Origin of the sequence: uncultured Pseudoxanthomonas sp. (assembly GCF_947498795.1) — a bacterium.
In the GTDB taxonomy this organism is placed as follows: domain Bacteria; phylum Pseudomonadota; class Gammaproteobacteria; order Xanthomonadales; family Xanthomonadaceae; genus Pseudoxanthomonas_A.
In genome coordinates this window covers 526,221-541,934 of sequence record NZ_CANMLQ010000001.1, presented here as the reverse complement: position 1 = coordinate 541,934, position 15,714 = coordinate 526,221, and the positions used below count along the sequence as shown (strand labels likewise).

The window sequence follows — 15,714 nt, the reverse complement described above, 5'->3', positions numbered from 1 at the left end:
CATGCGCATCGCGGTCATCGGATCGGGCATCGCCGGGCTGGCCTCGGCCTGGTGGTTGTCGCAGCAACACGAGGTGACGCTGTTCGAGGCCAACGACTACCTCGGTGGCCATACGCATACGCATACCGTCGCGCAGGCGGGCCGCGAATACCGCATCGACAGCGGCTTCATCGTGTTCAACCCCGATCACTATCCCCTGTTGTGCGGGTTGTTCGACGAACTCGGCGTGGCGTCGCAACCGACGACGATGAGTTTCTCCGTCCACAGCGCGCGCAGCGGCCTGGAATACAACGCGACGTCACTGGACACGCTGTTCTGCCAGCGCCGCAACCTGGTGTCGCCGCGCTTCTGGGGCATGCTGCGCGACCTCGCCCGCTTCTATCGCGAAGCACCCGCGCTGCTCGAGGGCGACGATCCGGGCCCCACCCTCGGCGACTACCTTCGTCAGGGCGGCTATGGCGCCGCCTTCCGGGACGAGCACCTGGTGCCCATGGCCTCGGCCCTGTGGTCGTCGCCGCCGCAGGGCATCCTCGCCTTTCCGGCCCGTTACCTGGTGCAGTTCATGGCCAACCACCACATGCTGACGCTCGGCGAACGCCGGCCGTGGCGCGTGGTGACGGGGGGCTCGGCGACCTACGTGGAGGCGCTGCGCCGGCGGTGGGAGGTGCGCGAGCGCGTCTCCACGCCGGTGCATTCCGTGCTCCGCTGCGAGGAACACGTGGGCGTGATGACCGCCACCGGCACCGAACGCTTCGATCATGTGGTGATGGCCTGCCACAGCGACGACGCGCTGCGCCTGCTGCACGATGCCGACGCGCGCGAGCGTGGCGTGCTGGGCGCGATCCGCTACCAGTCCAACGACACCGTGTTGCACACGGACGCTCGCCTGCTGCCCCGCCATCGCAAGGCCTGGGCCGCGTGGAACGCCCATCTTCCCGCCGATCCCGCCGCGCCCTGCACGGTGAGTTACTGCATGAACCTGCTGCAGGGTATCGACTCGCCGGAGCCGTTCGTGGTGACGCTCAACCGCAGCGAGGCCATCGATCCGGCGCGCGTCCTGCGACGCATGCACTACCGGCACCCGGTGTACGACCATGCCATGGTGGCGGCGCAGCGGCGCAAGGCCGAGATCCAGGGCGTGCGGCGTACCTGGTTCGCCGGCGCGTACTGGGGCTGGGGCTTCCACGAGGATGGCATCCGCAGCGCGCGCGCGCTGGTCGAGGCATTCGAGGCCCGGCACGCGGCGGGTCCCGTGATCCGCGAAGACGCACCGGTACCGGCATGAATGCCGGGCCGGCCAAGGCGGACCTCGCCAGCGCGGTGTACGAAGGATGGGTGCGCCATCGGCGCCATGCGCCGCGCCCGCACGCCTTCCGCTACCGCATGGCGCAGCTCTACCTGGACCTGGACGAGGTGGAACGCATCTTCGACCGACGCTGGCTGTGGTCGGTGAATCGCCGCAACCTGGCCGAATTCCGTCGCAGCGACTACCTGTCGCCCCACGACCAGCCCCTGGCCGAGGCCGTTCGCGATCGCGTCGCGCGCGAAACCGGCCATCGCCCGCAAGGTCCGGTCCGCTTGCTGACCCATCTGCGCTATGGCGGCTACGTGTTCAACCCGGTGAGCTTCTACTACTGCTTCCAGCCCGACGGCACCACCCTGGACGCCGTGCTTGCCGAGATCACCAACACGCCCTGGCGCGAGCGGCACAGCTACGTGCTGCCCGTTCGCGACGGCGTGCCGAAAGGCGACGGCTGGGAATGGGGCTTCGACAAGGCCTTCCATGTCTCGCCCTTCCTGCCCATGGCGTGCGCCTACCACTGGCGCTTCAGTACGCCCGACGACGCCTTGCGCGTGCACATGCAGGTCGAACGCGAAGGCCAGCGCGCCTTCGACGCCACGCTGACGTTGCAGAGGCGCCCGTTGGACGGCGCCTCGCTGGCGCGCGTGCTGTGGCGCTACCCCCTGATGACCGCGCAGGTGATGACCGGCATCCACTGGCAGGCACTGCGCCTGTGGCTGAAGCGCACACCCGTCCACGACCACCCTTCCCTTGCCCGCGAGACCCCATGAACGAGATCGCCGACGTCACTGCCGTTTCTTCCTACGGCGCGCTCGACCGCCTGCTGCGCTCGCAGTTGCTGGCGCGCCTGGACGCGCTGGACCACGGCATGCTGGTGGTACGCGATGCGCTGGGCGAGCACCGTTTCGGCCGGACCGGTGGCGACGCGCTGCCCGCGGTGCACCTGTGGATCGATGATGCCGCGTTCTATCGCGCGGTCGCCGCACAGGGCAGCGTGGGCGCCGGCGAGGCGTACATTGCAGGCCAGTGGCGTTGCGACGACCTGGTGGGACTGGTGAGGCTGCTGGTACGCAACCGCGCACTGCTCGACGGCATGGAAGGCGGCCTCGCCCGGCTCGGTGGCTGGGCGTTGCGCAGCTGGCATGCGCTCCGCCGCAACACGCGCGAAGGCAGCCGTCGAAACATCGCGGCGCACTACGACCTGGGCAACGATTTCTTCGCATTGTTCCTGTCGCCGGACCTGATGTACTCGTCGGCGATGTTCGCCTCGCCGGACGACGACCTGGACACCGCGTCGTACCGCAAGCTCGATGCGGTGTGCCGGAAGCTGGCGCTGGTTCCGGGCGATCGCGTGGTCGAGATCGGCACCGGCTGGGGCGGTTTCGCCCTGCACGCGGCACGGCACTACGGGTGCCACGTCACCACGACCACGATCTCGCGCGAACAGCACGCGCTGGCCAGCGCCCGCGTGGCCGCCGCCGGCCTGCAGGACCGGGTGACGCTGCTGCTGCAGGATTACCGCGACCTGCAGGGTCAGTACGACAAGCTGGTGTCGATCGAAATGATAGAAGCGATCGGCGCGCAGTACCTGGAGACGTTCTTCGGCAAGCTGGGCAGCCTGGTGCGCCCCGGTGGCCGGGCGCTACTGCAGGCGATCACGATCGAAGACCACCGCTATGCGCAGGCGCGCGATTCGGTGGATTACATCAAGCGCTTCGTCTTCCCTGGCAGTTTCATCCCGTCGCTCAGTGCGATGTATGCCGCGAAGACACGGGCCAGCGACCTGCAGGTGGTGCACCAGGAAGACTTCGGCCTGTCGTATGCGTACACGCTGCGCGCATGGCGCCGTCGCTTCATGACCCGCCTGGCCGAGGTACGCGCGCAGGGCTTCGACGAGCGCTTCATCCGTCTGTGGGAGTTCTACCTGGCGTACTGCGAAGGCGGTTTCCTCGAGCGTTCCATCGGCGTGTCGCACGTGCTGATGGCGCGCCCCGGCCACGTGTCGGAGGCCGCATGAGCTCCCTCCTCGCCTTGGTACTGGTCGCCGTGCTCGCTGCCGTCGTGATGACGCTGGGCTGGCGGTGGCAGCGACGGCACGAGAACACCGGCATCGTCGACGTGCTTTGGTCGGCCTGCGTGGGCGGCGCGGCGGTGCTGCTGGCCGCCCTGGGCGACGGCGCCTGGCAGGCCCGCGCCGTCCTTGCCGTGCTGGGCGGGACCTGGGGTGCGCGCCTTGCGCTGCATCTCTGGCACCGCGTGCGCAGCGAGCCCGAAGACGGCCGCTACCGGTACCTCCGCGAGCATTGGCAAGGCCACCAGGGCAAGTTGTTCCTGTTCTTCATGGCGCAGGCACTGCTGGTGGTGCTGTTCGCACTGCCCTTCGCCGCGGCCGCGCGCAGCCCGGTCGACACTGCATGGCCGTGGCTCGTGCTGGCGATGGCGATCTGGATCGCGAGCGTGGCCGGCGAGGCCATCGCCGACCGCCAGCTGGCACGCTTCCGTGCCGACCCCGGCAACCGCGGGAAGACCTGCCGAGACGGGCTGTGGCGGTATTCGCGCCATCCGAACTATTTCTTCGAGTGGCTGCACTGGTTCGCCTACATCGCGCTCGCCGTCGGTTCGCCGTGGGCGTGGCTGTCGTGGTGCGGGCCGGTGGTGATGTACGTGTTCCTGCGCTGGATCAGCGGCATCCCGTACACGGAAGCGCAGGCGTTGCGCACGCGCGGCGACGACTACCGCGAGTACCAGCGTACGACGCCGATGCTGTTCCCCTGGTTTCCCAAACCCGCCGCCGAGGAGGCGACACGATGAACGCGATGGTGGAAGAACTGGCTGCCGACAAGGCTGCCCCGGGCCTGCTGGGCCTGGCCGAACGTGGCCTGCTGCCCGATGCGGCGATCCGCGCCGGCATCCGCCAGCTGTGCGCCCAGCGACTGCGCGACGAGAGCGAAGGCGGCCAGGAAGCGCAATCCGCGTTGCTGGCGCACCGCCTGCGCGCCTTGCGCCAGGGCGCGCTGGCCGTGCATACCGATGCCGCCAACCGGCAGCACTACGAACTGCCGGCCGATTTCTTCCGTCACTGCCTCGGCGGACGGCTGAAGTACAGCAGCTGCTACTACCCGACCGGCGCGGAAACGCTCGACCAGGCCGAAGAGGCGATGCTGGCGCTGTACGGCGAGCGAGCCGCGCTGGCCGACGGGCAGGACATCCTGGAGCTGGGCTGCGGCTGGGGCTCGCTGACCCTGTGGATGGCCGCGCGCTATCCGAACGCGCGCATCACCGCCGTGTCCAACTCGAACTCGCAGCGCCAGTTCATCGAAGCGCGCTGCGCCGAGCGCGGCCTGCGCAACGTGCGCGTCATCACCTGCGACGTGAACCAGCTGCAACTGGAACCGCAGGCGTTCGACCGCTGCGTGTCGGTGGAGATGTTCGAGCACGTCAGCAACCATGCTGCGCTGATGCGCCGCATCCACGATGCGCTGCGCCCGGGCGGCGCGCTGTTCGTGCACATCTTCGTCCACCGCCACCTGATGTATCCCTTCGAGACGCAGGGGGAAGACAACTGGATGGGTCGGCACTTCTTCACCGGCGGCATGATGCCGTCGGCCGACCTGCTGCTGTTCTTCCAGGACCACCTGCACCTGCAGGAGCGCTGGCTGCTCGACGGCACGCATTACCAGCGCACCGCCAACCACTGGCTGGCCCGGCACGACGCGAACCGCGAAGCGGTGATGGGCGTGCTGCGCGAGGCGTATGGCGATGCCGCCGCGCTGTGGAACCAGCGCTGGCGCATGTTCTGGATGGCGTGCGCGGAGCTGTTCGGCTACCGCAACGGCCAGGAGTGGCTGGTGGCGCATTACCGGTTCCAGCGTCCGGCGCGGGGGCACTGACATGCGTACCCTGCCCTTTCTCGTACTCGCACTGGTCGTCGCGACGACCGCTGCATGCCGCTCCGGCAACGTCAAGCCTTCCATCCCGACCGCCGCACCGGTGGACGTGGACCGCTTCATGGGCGACTGGTACGTCATCGCCCACATCCCCTCCTTCCCGGAGCGGGAGGCCTACAAGGCGGTCGAGTCCTACGCCCGCATGCCGGACGGCCGCATCCAGACCACGTTCCGCTTCCGCAAGGGCGCGCTGGACGGTCCGGAGAAAACCATGCATCCGGTTGGCACGGTGAAGCCGGACGGAGGCGGCGCGGTCTGGGACATGCAGTTCGTCTGGCCGATCCAGGCCGAATATGTCATCGCCTGGGTCGATGCCGATTACCAGCAGACCATCGTCGGCCGCAGCAAGCGCGATTACGTCTGGCTGATGGCGCGCACGCCGCAGATTCCCGACGCCGATTACCAGGCGCGCATCCGGCAGATCGAAGCGCTGGGCTACGACGTATCGAAGATCCGCCGCGTCCCGCAATGAGCACCACAGCCATGTAACCGCCCTTACGTGAGCTCGGGCCGGGACGCGCTTTCGTCGCACGACGACGCGCGCTAAGGTGGTCGGTGTCGCTCAAGTCGTGCCTTCCACGGCCGATGGGGAAAGGTTCCCCGGCGATACGGGGCTGTCCGGCGAGGCTGCACAGGGGGGCTGCATGGCGACGCCACCGTTTCACACGGCCAACATGCTCCGTGAGCGGATCGCCGATGCGGTCTGCCACGAGAAGATATTCCCGGCCTACCAGCCGATCGTCTGCCTTCGGACAGGCGCCATCCACGGACTGGAAGTACTGGCACGGTGGCACGATCCCGCGTTCGGCGACGTGCCGCCGAAAGACTTCATCCCCATCGCGCTGCAGGCATCGCTGCTGCCACTGCTGACCCTGAATCTCGCGCGCCGCGCCTGCAGCGAGGCCAGCGCATGGCCTGGCCACTTCTGCCTGGCATTCAACGTGCCGCCTTCGCTGCTGCAGGACGCGCCCGCCGTGCGCCTGCTGCTGGAAGCGATGTCCGAATCGTCGTTTTCCCTGGATCGCATCTGCATCGAGATGACTGAGGATGAGCTGGTCGAGGACGAACCCGCGACCGAGCGTGCGTTCGGTTACCTGAAGTCGCATGGTGTGCGCGTGGCGCTGGACGATTTCGGCACGGGGTTCTCCAGCATGGTGCGCTTGAGCCGTTTCGGCTTCGACGAACTGAAGATCGATGGCAGCCTGATCCGGCGCCTGGCGAGCGACCGCGAGAGCCGCAAGGTGGTCTCGGCCATCATCGGGCTGGGACACAGCCTGGACGTACCGATCGTCGCCGAAGGCGTGGAGACCGACGCCCAGGCGGACGTGCTGCGCGAGCTGGGCTGCGATTTCGCACAAGGCTGGCTGACGGGCAGGCCGATGCCGGGCGACGCCGTGGCGCACCTGCTGGCCAACGCGCCCGTGCACGCTGCGTCGCCCGCGTCACGGCCGTTGTCGCCGTGGCTGCGGCAGCACCAGTTGTCCTCCCTCTACACCAATGCGCCCGTCGGGCTGGCCTTCCTCGACACGGACATGCGCTACGCGGCGGCGAACACGCAGTTCGCGCACATGGTGGGCAGGCCGTTGCGCGAGATCGTGGATGCGCATGTCCAGCAGGTCTACACGCCCGACATCGCGGCATGGATCATGCAGGCATCGCAGCGGATCCTGGACAGGGGCGACATCTCCCGCGTCGAATTCCGCTTCCCGAACCGTGAAGAAACCTTCCTGGTGGTCGGCACGCGCGTGACCGACGAGATGGCGCAGCCCATCGGCGTGTCGGTGGTCGCCATCGACATCACCGACCGCAAGCACGCGGAGGAAGAGATGCGGGCGCGGGAAGCGATCTATCGCGGCGCAGTGGAACTCGGGCCCAACGTGGCGTGGGTGAGCGACGGCGATGGCGCGCTGACCTACATCAGCCCGGCGCCGCAGGAACCCGAAGGGTGCACCATGGAAGCGCGACTGGCGACCTGGTATGCACGCATGGAAGACGAAGACCGCGTGCGCGTGCGCGCCGAATGGCTGGTTGCCGTGCACGCGCGCGACACCTTCGAGACGCGGTTCCGCCTGCGCTGGTTCGATGATCGCTGGCGCTGGGTGTCCAGTCGTGCGATCCGCCGCACCATGGAGGACGGCAGCCGCGGCTGGTTCGGCGTGTTCACCGACATCTCGCGGCAGGTGGAACTGGAGGAGCAGCTGGCGCGCCTTGGCAGCGCGGATTCGCCCTGAACCCATGCAGGGCCGGTATACGCGGCGCGTCGCCGCTGCGCGCGTCGCCTGACCGGATGCGGACACCCCGCACGGCGCTGACGCGCGCTGGATGCGCTTGGCACGAACGGATGGATCATGCGCGAATGGGAGTGTCCGGCCCCTCGCCGCGTACACCACCCCGCACCTCCCGGGTCCGCCATGCTCGCCCGGGATCGAACCTCAGTGCAGATATCCGGATCAGGTGGGCGCGAATCCGCGCGTCGCCTTCTTCTCGCCTTTCTCCGCCCGCTTTTCCTTCAGGGTCTTCGCAGGCTTCTTCTTCGTCTCTTTCTTCTTGTCCAGGCCTTTGGCCATCACGTGTACTCCAGTCGTTGAGACGACGGCAAGCATGACACATCCGGCCGCCGCCGCCCGTACGCGGCGACGCCTCGTTATGGCACCCATGGCGCCGGCATGGGCACCGGTCAAGAAGGATGTCCCGCTGCTGGACCGGCTGAGCGAGGGAGCGCTGGGGTCAGCGCGCGGAAGTGCCGAGGCTGGCGGCGTCGGGCAGCGCCGGCAGTTTGCGCGCAAGGTCCAGCTGCGCCCGGTAGAGGAGTTTGGGAGAAGGCTCGATGCCGTCTCTCCGCCGGTACACAGCCAGGAGGTTCTTCATGATGACGTAGGGGGTAGAGAACAGGCCCAACACCGACCACCAGCCCGTCAATGCGCACACAGCCGCCGCCCATCCGTTCGCTTTGCTCCCGCACTCGCGACAGCAGAGCTGGTCGGTTTCAGAGTATCTGTATATCCATATCAGCGAGACCACGTGATAAGCGTCGCGCACTTCAATGGTCCGGCCGCCACGATGGCAGCATGGACATTCGCCGAACTTCATGGCGATTGCATGCTGGTAGACGAGGTCGGGAGCAAGTGTCGCCGCCCGCGCGGACAGCATGGAGTCCTCGCTGCAGCGCTGGCTGCAGAACTTCTGGGCGCCGCGCCTCACGGGCTGGAGAATGACGGACTTCCCGCAGTAGTCGCAGTGGTTGGTCACGCCACTGCGCTCGAACAGGGACCGCCTGACCTCCGCTACCTTCAGGTCGAGCGCATGCCCTGCCAGCCCACGCTCTGCCAGCAACTGGGTGAGCGCCTCGCGCGCCTCTTGCGTCAGCGGGCCGAGGCCTCGCTGGATGAGATCGCTCTCATCCAGCGCAGCGAACATCCGCTTGAAATCCTCTTTCGAGTACATCGGACTCCCCGAGCGATCCCTATCCGCCGTCCCGAAGATGCGGAGCTCTCAACGACCCCGTACGGCCGACCCTGATCACGATCACGCCATCGGCAGCTTCAACCCCTGCTCCTTCCCGCACTGCACGGCGATGTCGTAACCGGCATCCGCATGCCGCATCACGCCGGTGCCGGGATCGTTCCACAGTACGCGCGCGATGCGCTTGTCGGCCTCCGCCGTGCCGTCGCAGACGATGACCACGCCCGAGTGCTGCGAGTAGCCCATGCCCACGCCGCCACCATGGTGCAGCGACACCCAGGTGGCGCCACCGGCGACGTTGAGCATCGCGTTGAGCAGCGGCCAATCGGAAACCGCATCGCTGCCGTCCTTCATCGCCTCGGTCTCGCGGTTCGGCGAGGCCACGCTGCCGGAGTCGAGGTGGTCGCGACCGATCACGACCGGGGCTTTCAGTTCGCCGTTGCGCACCATCTCGTTGAACGCCAGGCCCAGCTTGTGGCGCAGGCCCAGGCCGACCCAGCAGATGCGCGCCGGCAGGCCCTGGAAGCTGATGCGCTCGCGCGCCATGTCCAGCCAGCGATGCAGGTGCGCATCGTCGGGGATCAGCTCCTTCACCTTGGCATCGGTCCTGTAGATGTCTTCCGGATCGCCGCTGAGCGCGACCCAGCGGAACGGGCCCACGCCGCGGCAGAACAGCGGACGCACGTAGGCCGGCACGAAGCCCGGGAAGTCGAACGCGTTCTTCAACCCCTGGTCGAACGCCATCTGCCGGATGTTGTTGCCGTAGTCGAACGTGGGCACGCCCATCTGCTGGAACGCCAGCATCGCCTCCACGTGCACGCGCATGGACTGCTTGGCGGCGTCGCGCACGCGTTCGGGTTCGGCCTTCTGCTCGGCCAGCCACTGCTCCACCGTCCAGCCGATCGGCAGGTAGCCGTGCACGGGGTCGTGCGCACTGGTCTGGTCGGTGACGGCGTCCGGACGCACGCCGCGCTTCACCAGTTCCGGCAGGATCTCCGCGGCGTTGCCGAGCAGCGCGATGGACTTCGCCTCACCGGCGGCCGTGTACTTCGCGATGCGCGCGAGGGCGTCATCGAGGTCGGTGGCCTGTTCGTCCACGTAGCGCGTCCGCAGGCGCATGTCGATGCTGGACTGGCGGCATTCGATGTTGAGCGAGCTCGCGCCCGCCAGCGCCGCGGCCAGCGGCTGCGCGCCGCCCATGCCGCCGAGGCCCGCGGTGAGGATCCACTTGCCGGTCAGGTCGCCACCGTAGTGCTGGCGACCCATCTCGACGAAGGTTTCGTACGTGCCCTGCACGATGCCCTGGCTGCCGATGTAGATCCACGAGCCGGCCGTCATCTGGCCGTACATCGCCAGGCCCTTGCGGTCGAGTTCGTTGAAGTGCTCCCACGTGGCCCAGTGCGGCACCAGGTTGGAGTTGGCGATCAGCACGCGCGGCGCGTCGGGATGCGTGGGGAAGATGCCGACCGGCTTGCCCGACTGCACCAGCAGGGTCTCGTTGTCGTCGAGTTCGCGCAGCGACTTCAGGATGGCGTCGTAGCAGGCCCAGTCGCGCGCGGCGCGGCCGATGCCGCCGTAGACGACCAGCGAGGTGGGATCTTCCGCGACGTCCGCATCCAGGTTGTTCTGCAGCATCCGGTACGGCGCTTCGCTGAGCCAGGACTTGCAGGTGAGCGTGGCACCGCGCGGCGCGCGGATGACGCGGGACGGGTCGTGGCGGGGATCGGACATGCGGGCGTTCCGGATAAAGGGATTGCCGTCATTATCGGCGCGAGGACTGGTCGGGCGCGAGCCATCGCCATGCTGCAGTGCATGAACGGCGCCATGGCAGAATCCGGCCATGAACCTTTCCCGCGTCATCGCTGCTCCCTTACTGCTGGCCAGCCTGTCGCTGCTGTCGCCCGCACATGCCGCTCCGCCCGACCGCGTACTGATCTTCACCAAGACCGCGGGATTCCGTCACGACGCGATCCCCACGGCCGTCGCGACGTTGAAGGTGCTGGCGACCGAAGCGGGGCTGCGGGCCGACCACACCGAGGACGCAGGTGCGTTCACTGCCGGCAACCTGTCGCGTTATCGCGTGGTCGTGTTCGCCAGCACCACCGGTGATGTGCTGGATGCCGGGCAGCAGGCGGCGATGGAAGGGTTCGTTCGCGCGGGCGGCGGGTTCGTCGGCGTGCATGCGGCGGCCGACACGGAGTACGCGTGGCCCTGGTACGGACGCCTGGTCGGCGCCTACTTCAGGAGCCATCCTCCCGGGCTGCAATCGGCGCACGTGCAGGCCGAGCACGACGGGAAGCCTGTCGGGCCACGCTGGCGCATCACCGACGAGCTGTACAACTACCGCGACAGTCCGCGCGGACAGGTGCAGGTCATCGCCACGGTGGACGAGCGCGACTACGAGGGCGGCACGATGGGCGGAGACCACCCCATCGCGTGGTGCCATGCCTTCGAGGGTGGCCGCAGCTGGTACACCGGACTCGGCCACGACGCGAAGGTGTACGAGGATCCGAACGTCCTCGCACAGCTCGGGCGCGGACTGCGCTACGCCGCCGGGCGTTCGGACGGCTGCTGACACGTCCGCCCGCCTTGGCGAGGAAACGGGCACACCGCCACGGTGTCAACGGATGGACGGATCCAGCGTGCGCAACGCTTGGCCGAGGCCGGTCTGGCCGGTACGGTCGAGTTCATCCTTCGTGTAGGAGCGACCCGGCAGGCCATTGCAACGCGCCCGCGCGTCACGCTGGCGAATACGACTGCCGGTGTTGCGGATGCAATGCGCATCGGACAGGCGAGGCTTTTCCTGATGCATCGATGGCGGGGCGACAGGCGCTGTCGCATCGGCGGCGCGCTCCGGCGCCTGGACGTCTCCGTCACGCTCGACGGACGCCTGCGCTTGCGCTTGGGCTTGCGCGGCAGCCGCCATCAGGCAGGCAGCGAGTAAGGCAGAGACGTACTTCATGAGAGGGGCTCCGGCCGGGCTGGATAACGACGATACGCCCAATGTGACATGCGCGTCGCGGTCGTCCCGGTCCGGTTCAGCGGGACCTCAGGCCGCCGGGCATCGCGCCTTCCGACCCTCGTGGAAACGCTGGACGGCGGCGGCATCCACCTTCTGCGGCACGACGCCGTCGTCGAACAGCACCTGCCAGGTGCCCTCATCGTTCCGGTACCAGACGGAGCCGAATCGACCGATGCGGGCATCGCCGGTCTTGGGATCCTCGTACAGCGCCGGGCCGCTGGAGTAAGCGGTCCGGCCATCGCCCCCCAGGGTCACGGTGGCCGGATACCAGCTGAGCCTGAGCGCCTTGCCCTCGATCAGCGGCGCCCACTCGCGGGTGATCGCGTCGCGCCCACGGGTCGGTTTCTGGCTGACGCCGAAGGCGGCCTGGGGGTGGAGATGGCTGGCGAAGGCGTCCGCGTCATGCTGCGCCACGGCGTCAGCGAAACTCAGCTCACGCTGCCAGACAGCGCACTCGGCCTCGTGGACGGCCGTGGGCGAGGCGGCACTGGCGACGCCGGACGCAACCAGCAGGACGATGGACGAAAGTCGGACTAGCGCTGTCATGCGGAATGCCCCGGAGTCTGCCAAGCTGTGGCCGATTCCAGCTTTTCCCCGTAACGCATGCACCTGCCATTCGTCAGGGTGATGCTGCTGGTGGTCCTGTCATGGATTGCCGGCTGCGCCTCCACCCCCAACGCTCCTTCCGCGCCTCAGCCTCGCACCGTACTGCTCGTCTCGATCGACGGCCTGCGTGCCGACATCCCCGGCAGTGGCCGCATGCCGACGCTGGATGCGCTGTTCGCGCAAGGCGCGCATGCCGCCTGGCTGAATCCGTCCTACCCGACGCTGACGTTCCCCAATCACTACACCCTGGTGACCGGGCTGCGTCCTGATCGCCACGGCATCGTGCACAACGACATGCGGGACGCCGTGCTCGGGCAGTTCGAATCGAAGAAAGCCTCCGGGCGCGACGGCCGGTTCTGGGGCGGCGAACCGGTCTGGATCGGCGCCCAGCGCGCCGGCCTGAAGACGGCGACGATGTTCTGGCCCGGTTCGGAAGCGGAAATCGCGGGCGGACGCCCCGACCATTGGCGCCCCTTCGATAGTGGAACAACGCCCGCCCAGCGCGTGGCCAGCGTCCTGGCGTGGCTGGACCTGCCGGCGGCCGAGCGCCCGCGCTTCATCACCCTGTATCTCGAACAGTACGATGTCGCCGCGCATGCCGACGGCACTTTTTCGCCCCGGGCACTCGCTGCCATGCACGAGATCGACGACGCCCTCGCGGCGTTGCTGCGCGGCCTGGAGGCGCGGCGCCTGCGGGATTCGACCAACCTGATCGTGCTGTCGGACCATGGCATGGCCGATGTGCGCAGCGTCGATACCTCCTATCTCGACGACGTGCTGCCGGAGGCCCTGTTCTCCTGGTCCTCGCTCGGTCCCGTCGCCCACATCACCCCGCGCCCCGGCCAGGAAGCGGACGTGGCGCGCCGCCTGGTCGGCCGCCACGACCATTACACCTGCTGGAGCAAGGAAACGCTGCCCGCGGCCTGGCACTACGGGCGCAATCCGCGCATCGCGCCCTTCGTATGCCAGTCGGACGTCGGCTGGCGCCTGCAGCTGCATCGCCACCCACTGCCCAGGCAGCCCGTGAAAGGCGAGCACGGCTTCGCACCGGAAGACCCGCAGATGCGTGCGTTCTTCGTGGCCACCGGCCCCGACTTCGTCCCGAACGCGTCGCTGCCCGCCTTCGACAACGTCGACGTCTATCCCCTGCTCGCCCACTTGCTGGGAATACCTGCGGCCCCGAACGACGGCACGCTCGATACCTTCGCGCCTGTCCTGCGGCCGCGGACGCCGTCGCCGCATTGATGTCCGGAAACGGCGAGTCCTGACGCATGGCCGGTGCTAGCCTGCGCGCATGTCCGATGCCGCCAGCCTGCTGCCCGACCGCCACGTCTGCGAACAGGCGCGGCTGAGCCGCGATCCGCGCTTCGACGGGCTGTTCTTCACCGCCGTCACCAGCACGCGGATCTACTGCCGGCCGGTGTGCCCGGCACCGGCGCCGAAACCGCAGAACATCGTCTACTACCGGAACGCAGCCGCCGCAGAAGCCGCGGGCTTCCGCCCCTGCCTGCGCTGCCGGCCGGAACTGGCACCGGGCGATGGCACCTGGCGGCGTGGCGATGAAGTGGTGGCGCGCGCATTGAAGCTGATCGACCAGGGTGCACTGGTCGATGCGCCCGTGGCGAACCTTGCCGAACGCGTGGGCCTGGGCGAACGGCAACTGCGGCGGCTGTTCACCGATCGTCTCGGTGCCACGCCGGTGGATGTGCACGGCACGCGCCGCCTGTTGTTCGCCAAACAGCTGCTGACCGAAACCACGCTGCCGATCACGCAGGTGGCGCTGGCCGCCGGCTTCGGCAGCCTGACCCGGTTCAATACGGCGTTCCGCGAGGAATACCGGATGGCGCCGCGCGACCTGCGCAAGCGCGAGCTGCCGCCGACGCACGAGGTGATGACGTTGCGGCTCGGTTACCGCCCGCCGTACGACTTCACCGCGATGCTCGATTTCCTGCGCGGACGTGCGTTGCCGGGCGTGGAAGTCGTCGATGAGCGCAGCTACCTGCGCGTGATCGGCACGCCGGATGCACCCGGCTGGCTCCGCGTCAGCGCCTGGGACGCCAGTTCGCACGCACTGAGGCTGGAACTGCACGGCAGCACACCGACCGACCTGTTGCAGATCGTCAGCCGCCTTCGCCGCATGTTCGACCTGGATGCGGATCCCGCCGCAATCGCCGACGCACTCGGCGAAGATCCGCGATTGCGGCCGCTGCTCGCCGCGCGTCCCGGCCTGCGCCTGCCCAGCGGATGGGATGGCTTCGAGATCGCGGTGCGCGCGGTGATCGGCCAGCAGGTGAGCGTGGCCGCCGCACGCACGTTGACCGCACGCCTCGCACAGCGGCACGGCACGCCGCTGGCGATCCCGTCCGACGGACTGACGCACCTGTTCCCCACACCGGATCTTCTGGCCGATGTCGATCTGACGGAGATCGGCCTGACCCGCGCACGCGCCGACACGATCCGCGGGTTGTCGCGCGCGTTGCTGGACGGGCGGGTGGATTTCCGGCCCGAGCGCACGCTTGAGGATTTCACGTCACGCTGGGTCGCCCTGCCCGGCATCGGTCCGTGGACCGCGCACTACATGGCGCTGCGCGCGCTTGGCCATCCGGACGCGTTTCCCGCCGACGATCTGGTGCTGCAGAAGGCCGTGCCGACCGACGGCACGCGGATGACCGCCAAGGCGCTGACGGCGCGCGCCGACGCGTGGCGGCCGTGGCGCGGCTATGCGGTGATCCATGTGTGGAAGGGCAGCATGGCGGCGACCAAAGCGTCTGCTGTTGTAGGAGCGACGTAAGTCGCGACCGGGATCCTTCCGACAACAAAGCATTTTCATTCATACGGTCGCGACTCACGTCGCTCCTACCTTGAGCTTTCCATCATGATCCTCTTCCGCCATCTCGACAGCCCCGTGGGCACGCTCACCCTCGCCGCGAACGAGGAAGGGCTGCATGCGATCGAGTTCCCGTGCAACCGGCATCCGGCAGACCGGGAAGGTTGGACACCGGGCGAACATCGCGTGCTCGACCTGGCGGCACGGCAGCTGGACGCCTATTTCGCGGCGAAGCGACGCGATTTCGATCTTCCGCTGGCGCCGCGCGGCACCGACTTCCAGCGCATCGTGTGGATGACGCTCGCGGGGATCGGCTATGGCGAGACGATCAGCTACGCGCAACTGGCGCAGCGAGTGGGAAAGCCGACCGCGATGCGCGCGGTGGGCGCGGCGAACGGGCGCAATCCACTGCCCATCGTGTTGCCCTGCCACCGCGTGATCGGTGCGGACGGTGCGCTCACCGGTTTCGGCGGCGGCCTGCCGACCAAGCAGTTCCTGCTGGAGCTGGAAGGCGCGCTGCCCAGGTCGCGCGACCTGTTCGGCTGAG

15 protein-coding genes are annotated in these 15,714 nt (G+C 68.2%); 11 read left to right on the top strand and 4 right to left on the bottom strand.

The window, feature by feature from the left end; translation table 11 throughout:
• The first annotated feature begins 1 nt into the window (after position 1).
• The 7 genes from Q0907_RS02570 to Q0907_RS02540 all read left to right on the top strand — a co-directional run bounded on the left by Q0907_RS02570 (position 2) and on the right by Q0907_RS02540 (position 7,481).
• Positions 2-1,285 (top strand): FAD-dependent oxidoreductase, encoded by a 1,284-nt coding sequence (locus Q0907_RS02570; RefSeq protein ID WP_299342600.1) that lies wholly within the window; start codon positions 2-4, stop codon positions 1,283-1,285.
• Positions 1,282-2,073, top strand: a complete 792-nt coding sequence (locus tag Q0907_RS02565; protein WP_299341195.1) for a DUF1365 domain-containing protein — start codon at positions 1,282-1,284, stop codon at positions 2,071-2,073. The genes Q0907_RS02570 and Q0907_RS02565 overlap by 4 nt, the downstream gene beginning before the upstream one ends.
• On the top strand, positions 2,070-3,320 hold the full coding sequence (locus Q0907_RS02560) for a cyclopropane-fatty-acyl-phospholipid synthase family protein (RefSeq protein ID WP_299341192.1): 1,251 nt from the start codon (positions 2,070-2,072) through the stop codon (positions 3,318-3,320). Before Q0907_RS02565 ends, Q0907_RS02560 begins: the two co-directional genes overlap by 4 nt.
• Positions 3,317-4,114 carry a DUF1295 domain-containing protein gene (locus Q0907_RS02555; protein ID WP_299341189.1) on the top strand — a complete coding sequence of 266 codons (798 nt, stop codon included), beginning with the start codon at positions 3,317-3,319 and terminating at the stop codon, positions 4,112-4,114. The genes Q0907_RS02560 and Q0907_RS02555 overlap by 4 nt, the downstream gene beginning before the upstream one ends.
• Complete coding sequence (locus tag Q0907_RS02550) at positions 4,111-5,193, top strand: cyclopropane-fatty-acyl-phospholipid synthase family protein (protein WP_296279101.1); 1,083 nt, start codon at positions 4,111-4,113, stop codon at positions 5,191-5,193. Before Q0907_RS02555 ends, Q0907_RS02550 begins: the two co-directional genes overlap by 4 nt.
• A 1-nt stretch (position 5,194) precedes the next feature.
• Entirely contained in the window at positions 5,195-5,722 is a 528-nt protein-coding gene (locus tag Q0907_RS02545; protein ID WP_299341186.1) for a lipocalin family protein, read from the top strand.
• A 172-nt stretch (positions 5,723-5,894) separates the two neighbouring features.
• Positions 5,895-7,481, top strand: coding sequence for an EAL domain-containing protein (locus Q0907_RS02540; protein WP_299341183.1), 1,587 nt, complete (start codon positions 5,895-5,897; stop codon positions 7,479-7,481).
• A gap of 496 nt (positions 7,482-7,977) precedes the next feature.
• Here Q0907_RS02540 and Q0907_RS02535 read toward each other — a convergent pair whose 3' ends face one another.
• Both Q0907_RS02535 and hutU read right to left on the bottom strand, forming a co-directional pair.
• Complete coding sequence (locus Q0907_RS02535) at positions 7,978-8,694, bottom strand: hypothetical protein (RefSeq protein ID WP_299341180.1); 717 nt, start codon at positions 8,692-8,694, stop codon at positions 7,978-7,980.
• Positions 8,695-8,775: 81 nt separating this feature from the next.
• A complete protein-coding gene (hutU, locus tag Q0907_RS02530; RefSeq protein WP_299341178.1) occupies positions 8,776-10,443 on the bottom strand; it encodes a urocanate hydratase in 1,668 nt (555 codons plus the stop codon).
• Positions 10,444-10,552: 109 nt separating this feature from the next.
• On the opposite strand from hutU, the gene Q0907_RS02525 reads away from it, so the two are divergent.
• Positions 10,553-11,287 carry a ThuA domain-containing protein gene (locus Q0907_RS02525; protein WP_299341175.1) on the top strand — a complete coding sequence of 245 codons (735 nt, stop codon included), beginning with the start codon at positions 10,553-10,555 and terminating at the stop codon, positions 11,285-11,287.
• A gap of 45 nt (positions 11,288-11,332) precedes the next feature.
• On the opposite strand, the gene Q0907_RS02520 is transcribed toward Q0907_RS02525, so the two are convergent.
• Positions 11,333-11,674: a hypothetical protein gene (locus Q0907_RS02520; RefSeq protein ID WP_299341174.1), complete on the bottom strand. Its 342-nt coding sequence runs from the start codon at positions 11,672-11,674 to the stop codon at positions 11,333-11,335.
• A gap of 87 nt (positions 11,675-11,761) precedes the next feature.
• On the bottom strand, positions 11,762-12,280 hold the full coding sequence (locus tag Q0907_RS02515) for a nuclear transport factor 2 family protein (protein WP_299341171.1): 519 nt from the start codon (positions 12,278-12,280) through the stop codon (positions 11,762-11,764).
• A gap of 57 nt (positions 12,281-12,337) precedes the next feature.
• Here Q0907_RS02515 and Q0907_RS02510 point away from each other — a divergent pair, with 57 nt between their 5' ends.
• The 3 genes from Q0907_RS02510 to Q0907_RS02500 all read left to right on the top strand — a co-directional run bounded on the left by Q0907_RS02510 (position 12,338) and on the right by Q0907_RS02500 (position 15,713).
• Complete coding sequence (locus Q0907_RS02510; RefSeq protein ID WP_299341169.1) at positions 12,338-13,585, top strand: ectonucleotide pyrophosphatase/phosphodiesterase; 1,248 nt, start codon at positions 12,338-12,340, stop codon at positions 13,583-13,585.
• A gap of 49 nt (positions 13,586-13,634) precedes the next feature.
• Positions 13,635-15,131 (top strand): DNA-3-methyladenine glycosylase 2, encoded by a 1,497-nt coding sequence (locus tag Q0907_RS02505; protein ID WP_299341166.1) that lies wholly within the window; start codon positions 13,635-13,637, stop codon positions 15,129-15,131.
• A gap of 84 nt (positions 15,132-15,215) precedes the next feature.
• Complete coding sequence (locus tag Q0907_RS02500) at positions 15,216-15,713, top strand: methylated-DNA--[protein]-cysteine S-methyltransferase (RefSeq protein ID WP_299341165.1); 498 nt, start codon at positions 15,216-15,218, stop codon at positions 15,711-15,713.
• Position 15,714 lies beyond the last annotated feature (1 nt).

What these genes read in the sequence shown, in the direction of transcription:
- Q0907_RS02555 (WP_299341189.1), top strand. Translation starts at nt 3,317, where the DNA reads ATGAGCTCCCTCCTCGCCTTGGTACTGGTCGCCGTGCTCGCTGCCGTC.
- Q0907_RS02560 (WP_299341192.1), top strand. Translation starts at nt 2,070, where the DNA reads ATGAACGAGATCGCCGACGTCACTGCCGTTTCTTCCTACGGCGCGCTC.
- hutU (WP_299341178.1), bottom strand. Translation starts at nt 10,443, where the DNA reads ATGTCCGATCCCCGCCACGACCCGTCCCGCGTCATCCGCGCGCCGCGC.
- Q0907_RS02545 (WP_299341186.1), top strand. Translation starts at nt 5,195, where the DNA reads ATGCGTACCCTGCCCTTTCTCGTACTCGCACTGGTCGTCGCGACGACC.
- Q0907_RS02540 (WP_299341183.1), top strand. Translation starts at nt 5,895, where the DNA reads ATGGCGACGCCACCGTTTCACACGGCCAACATGCTCCGTGAGCGGATC.
- Q0907_RS02535 (WP_299341180.1), bottom strand. Translation starts at nt 8,694, where the DNA reads ATGTACTCGAAAGAGGATTTCAAGCGGATGTTCGCTGCGCTGGATGAG.
- Q0907_RS02510 (WP_299341169.1), top strand. Translation starts at nt 12,338, where the DNA reads ATGCACCTGCCATTCGTCAGGGTGATGCTGCTGGTGGTCCTGTCATGG.
- Q0907_RS02525 (WP_299341175.1), top strand. Translation starts at nt 10,553, where the DNA reads ATGAACCTTTCCCGCGTCATCGCTGCTCCCTTACTGCTGGCCAGCCTG.
- Q0907_RS02500 (WP_299341165.1), top strand. Translation starts at nt 15,216, where the DNA reads ATGATCCTCTTCCGCCATCTCGACAGCCCCGTGGGCACGCTCACCCTC.
- Q0907_RS02515 (WP_299341171.1), bottom strand. Translation starts at nt 12,280, where the DNA reads ATGACAGCGCTAGTCCGACTTTCGTCCATCGTCCTGCTGGTTGCGTCC.
- Q0907_RS02520 (WP_299341174.1), bottom strand. Translation starts at nt 11,674, where the DNA reads ATGAAGTACGTCTCTGCCTTACTCGCTGCCTGCCTGATGGCGGCTGCC.
- Q0907_RS02565 (WP_299341195.1), top strand. Translation starts at nt 1,282, where the DNA reads ATGAATGCCGGGCCGGCCAAGGCGGACCTCGCCAGCGCGGTGTACGAA.
- Q0907_RS02570 (WP_299342600.1), top strand. Translation starts at nt 2, where the DNA reads ATGCGCATCGCGGTCATCGGATCGGGCATCGCCGGGCTGGCCTCGGCC.
- Q0907_RS02505 (WP_299341166.1), top strand. Translation starts at nt 13,635, where the DNA reads ATGTCCGATGCCGCCAGCCTGCTGCCCGACCGCCACGTCTGCGAACAG.
- Q0907_RS02550 (WP_296279101.1), top strand. Translation starts at nt 4,111, where the DNA reads ATGAACGCGATGGTGGAAGAACTGGCTGCCGACAAGGCTGCCCCGGGC.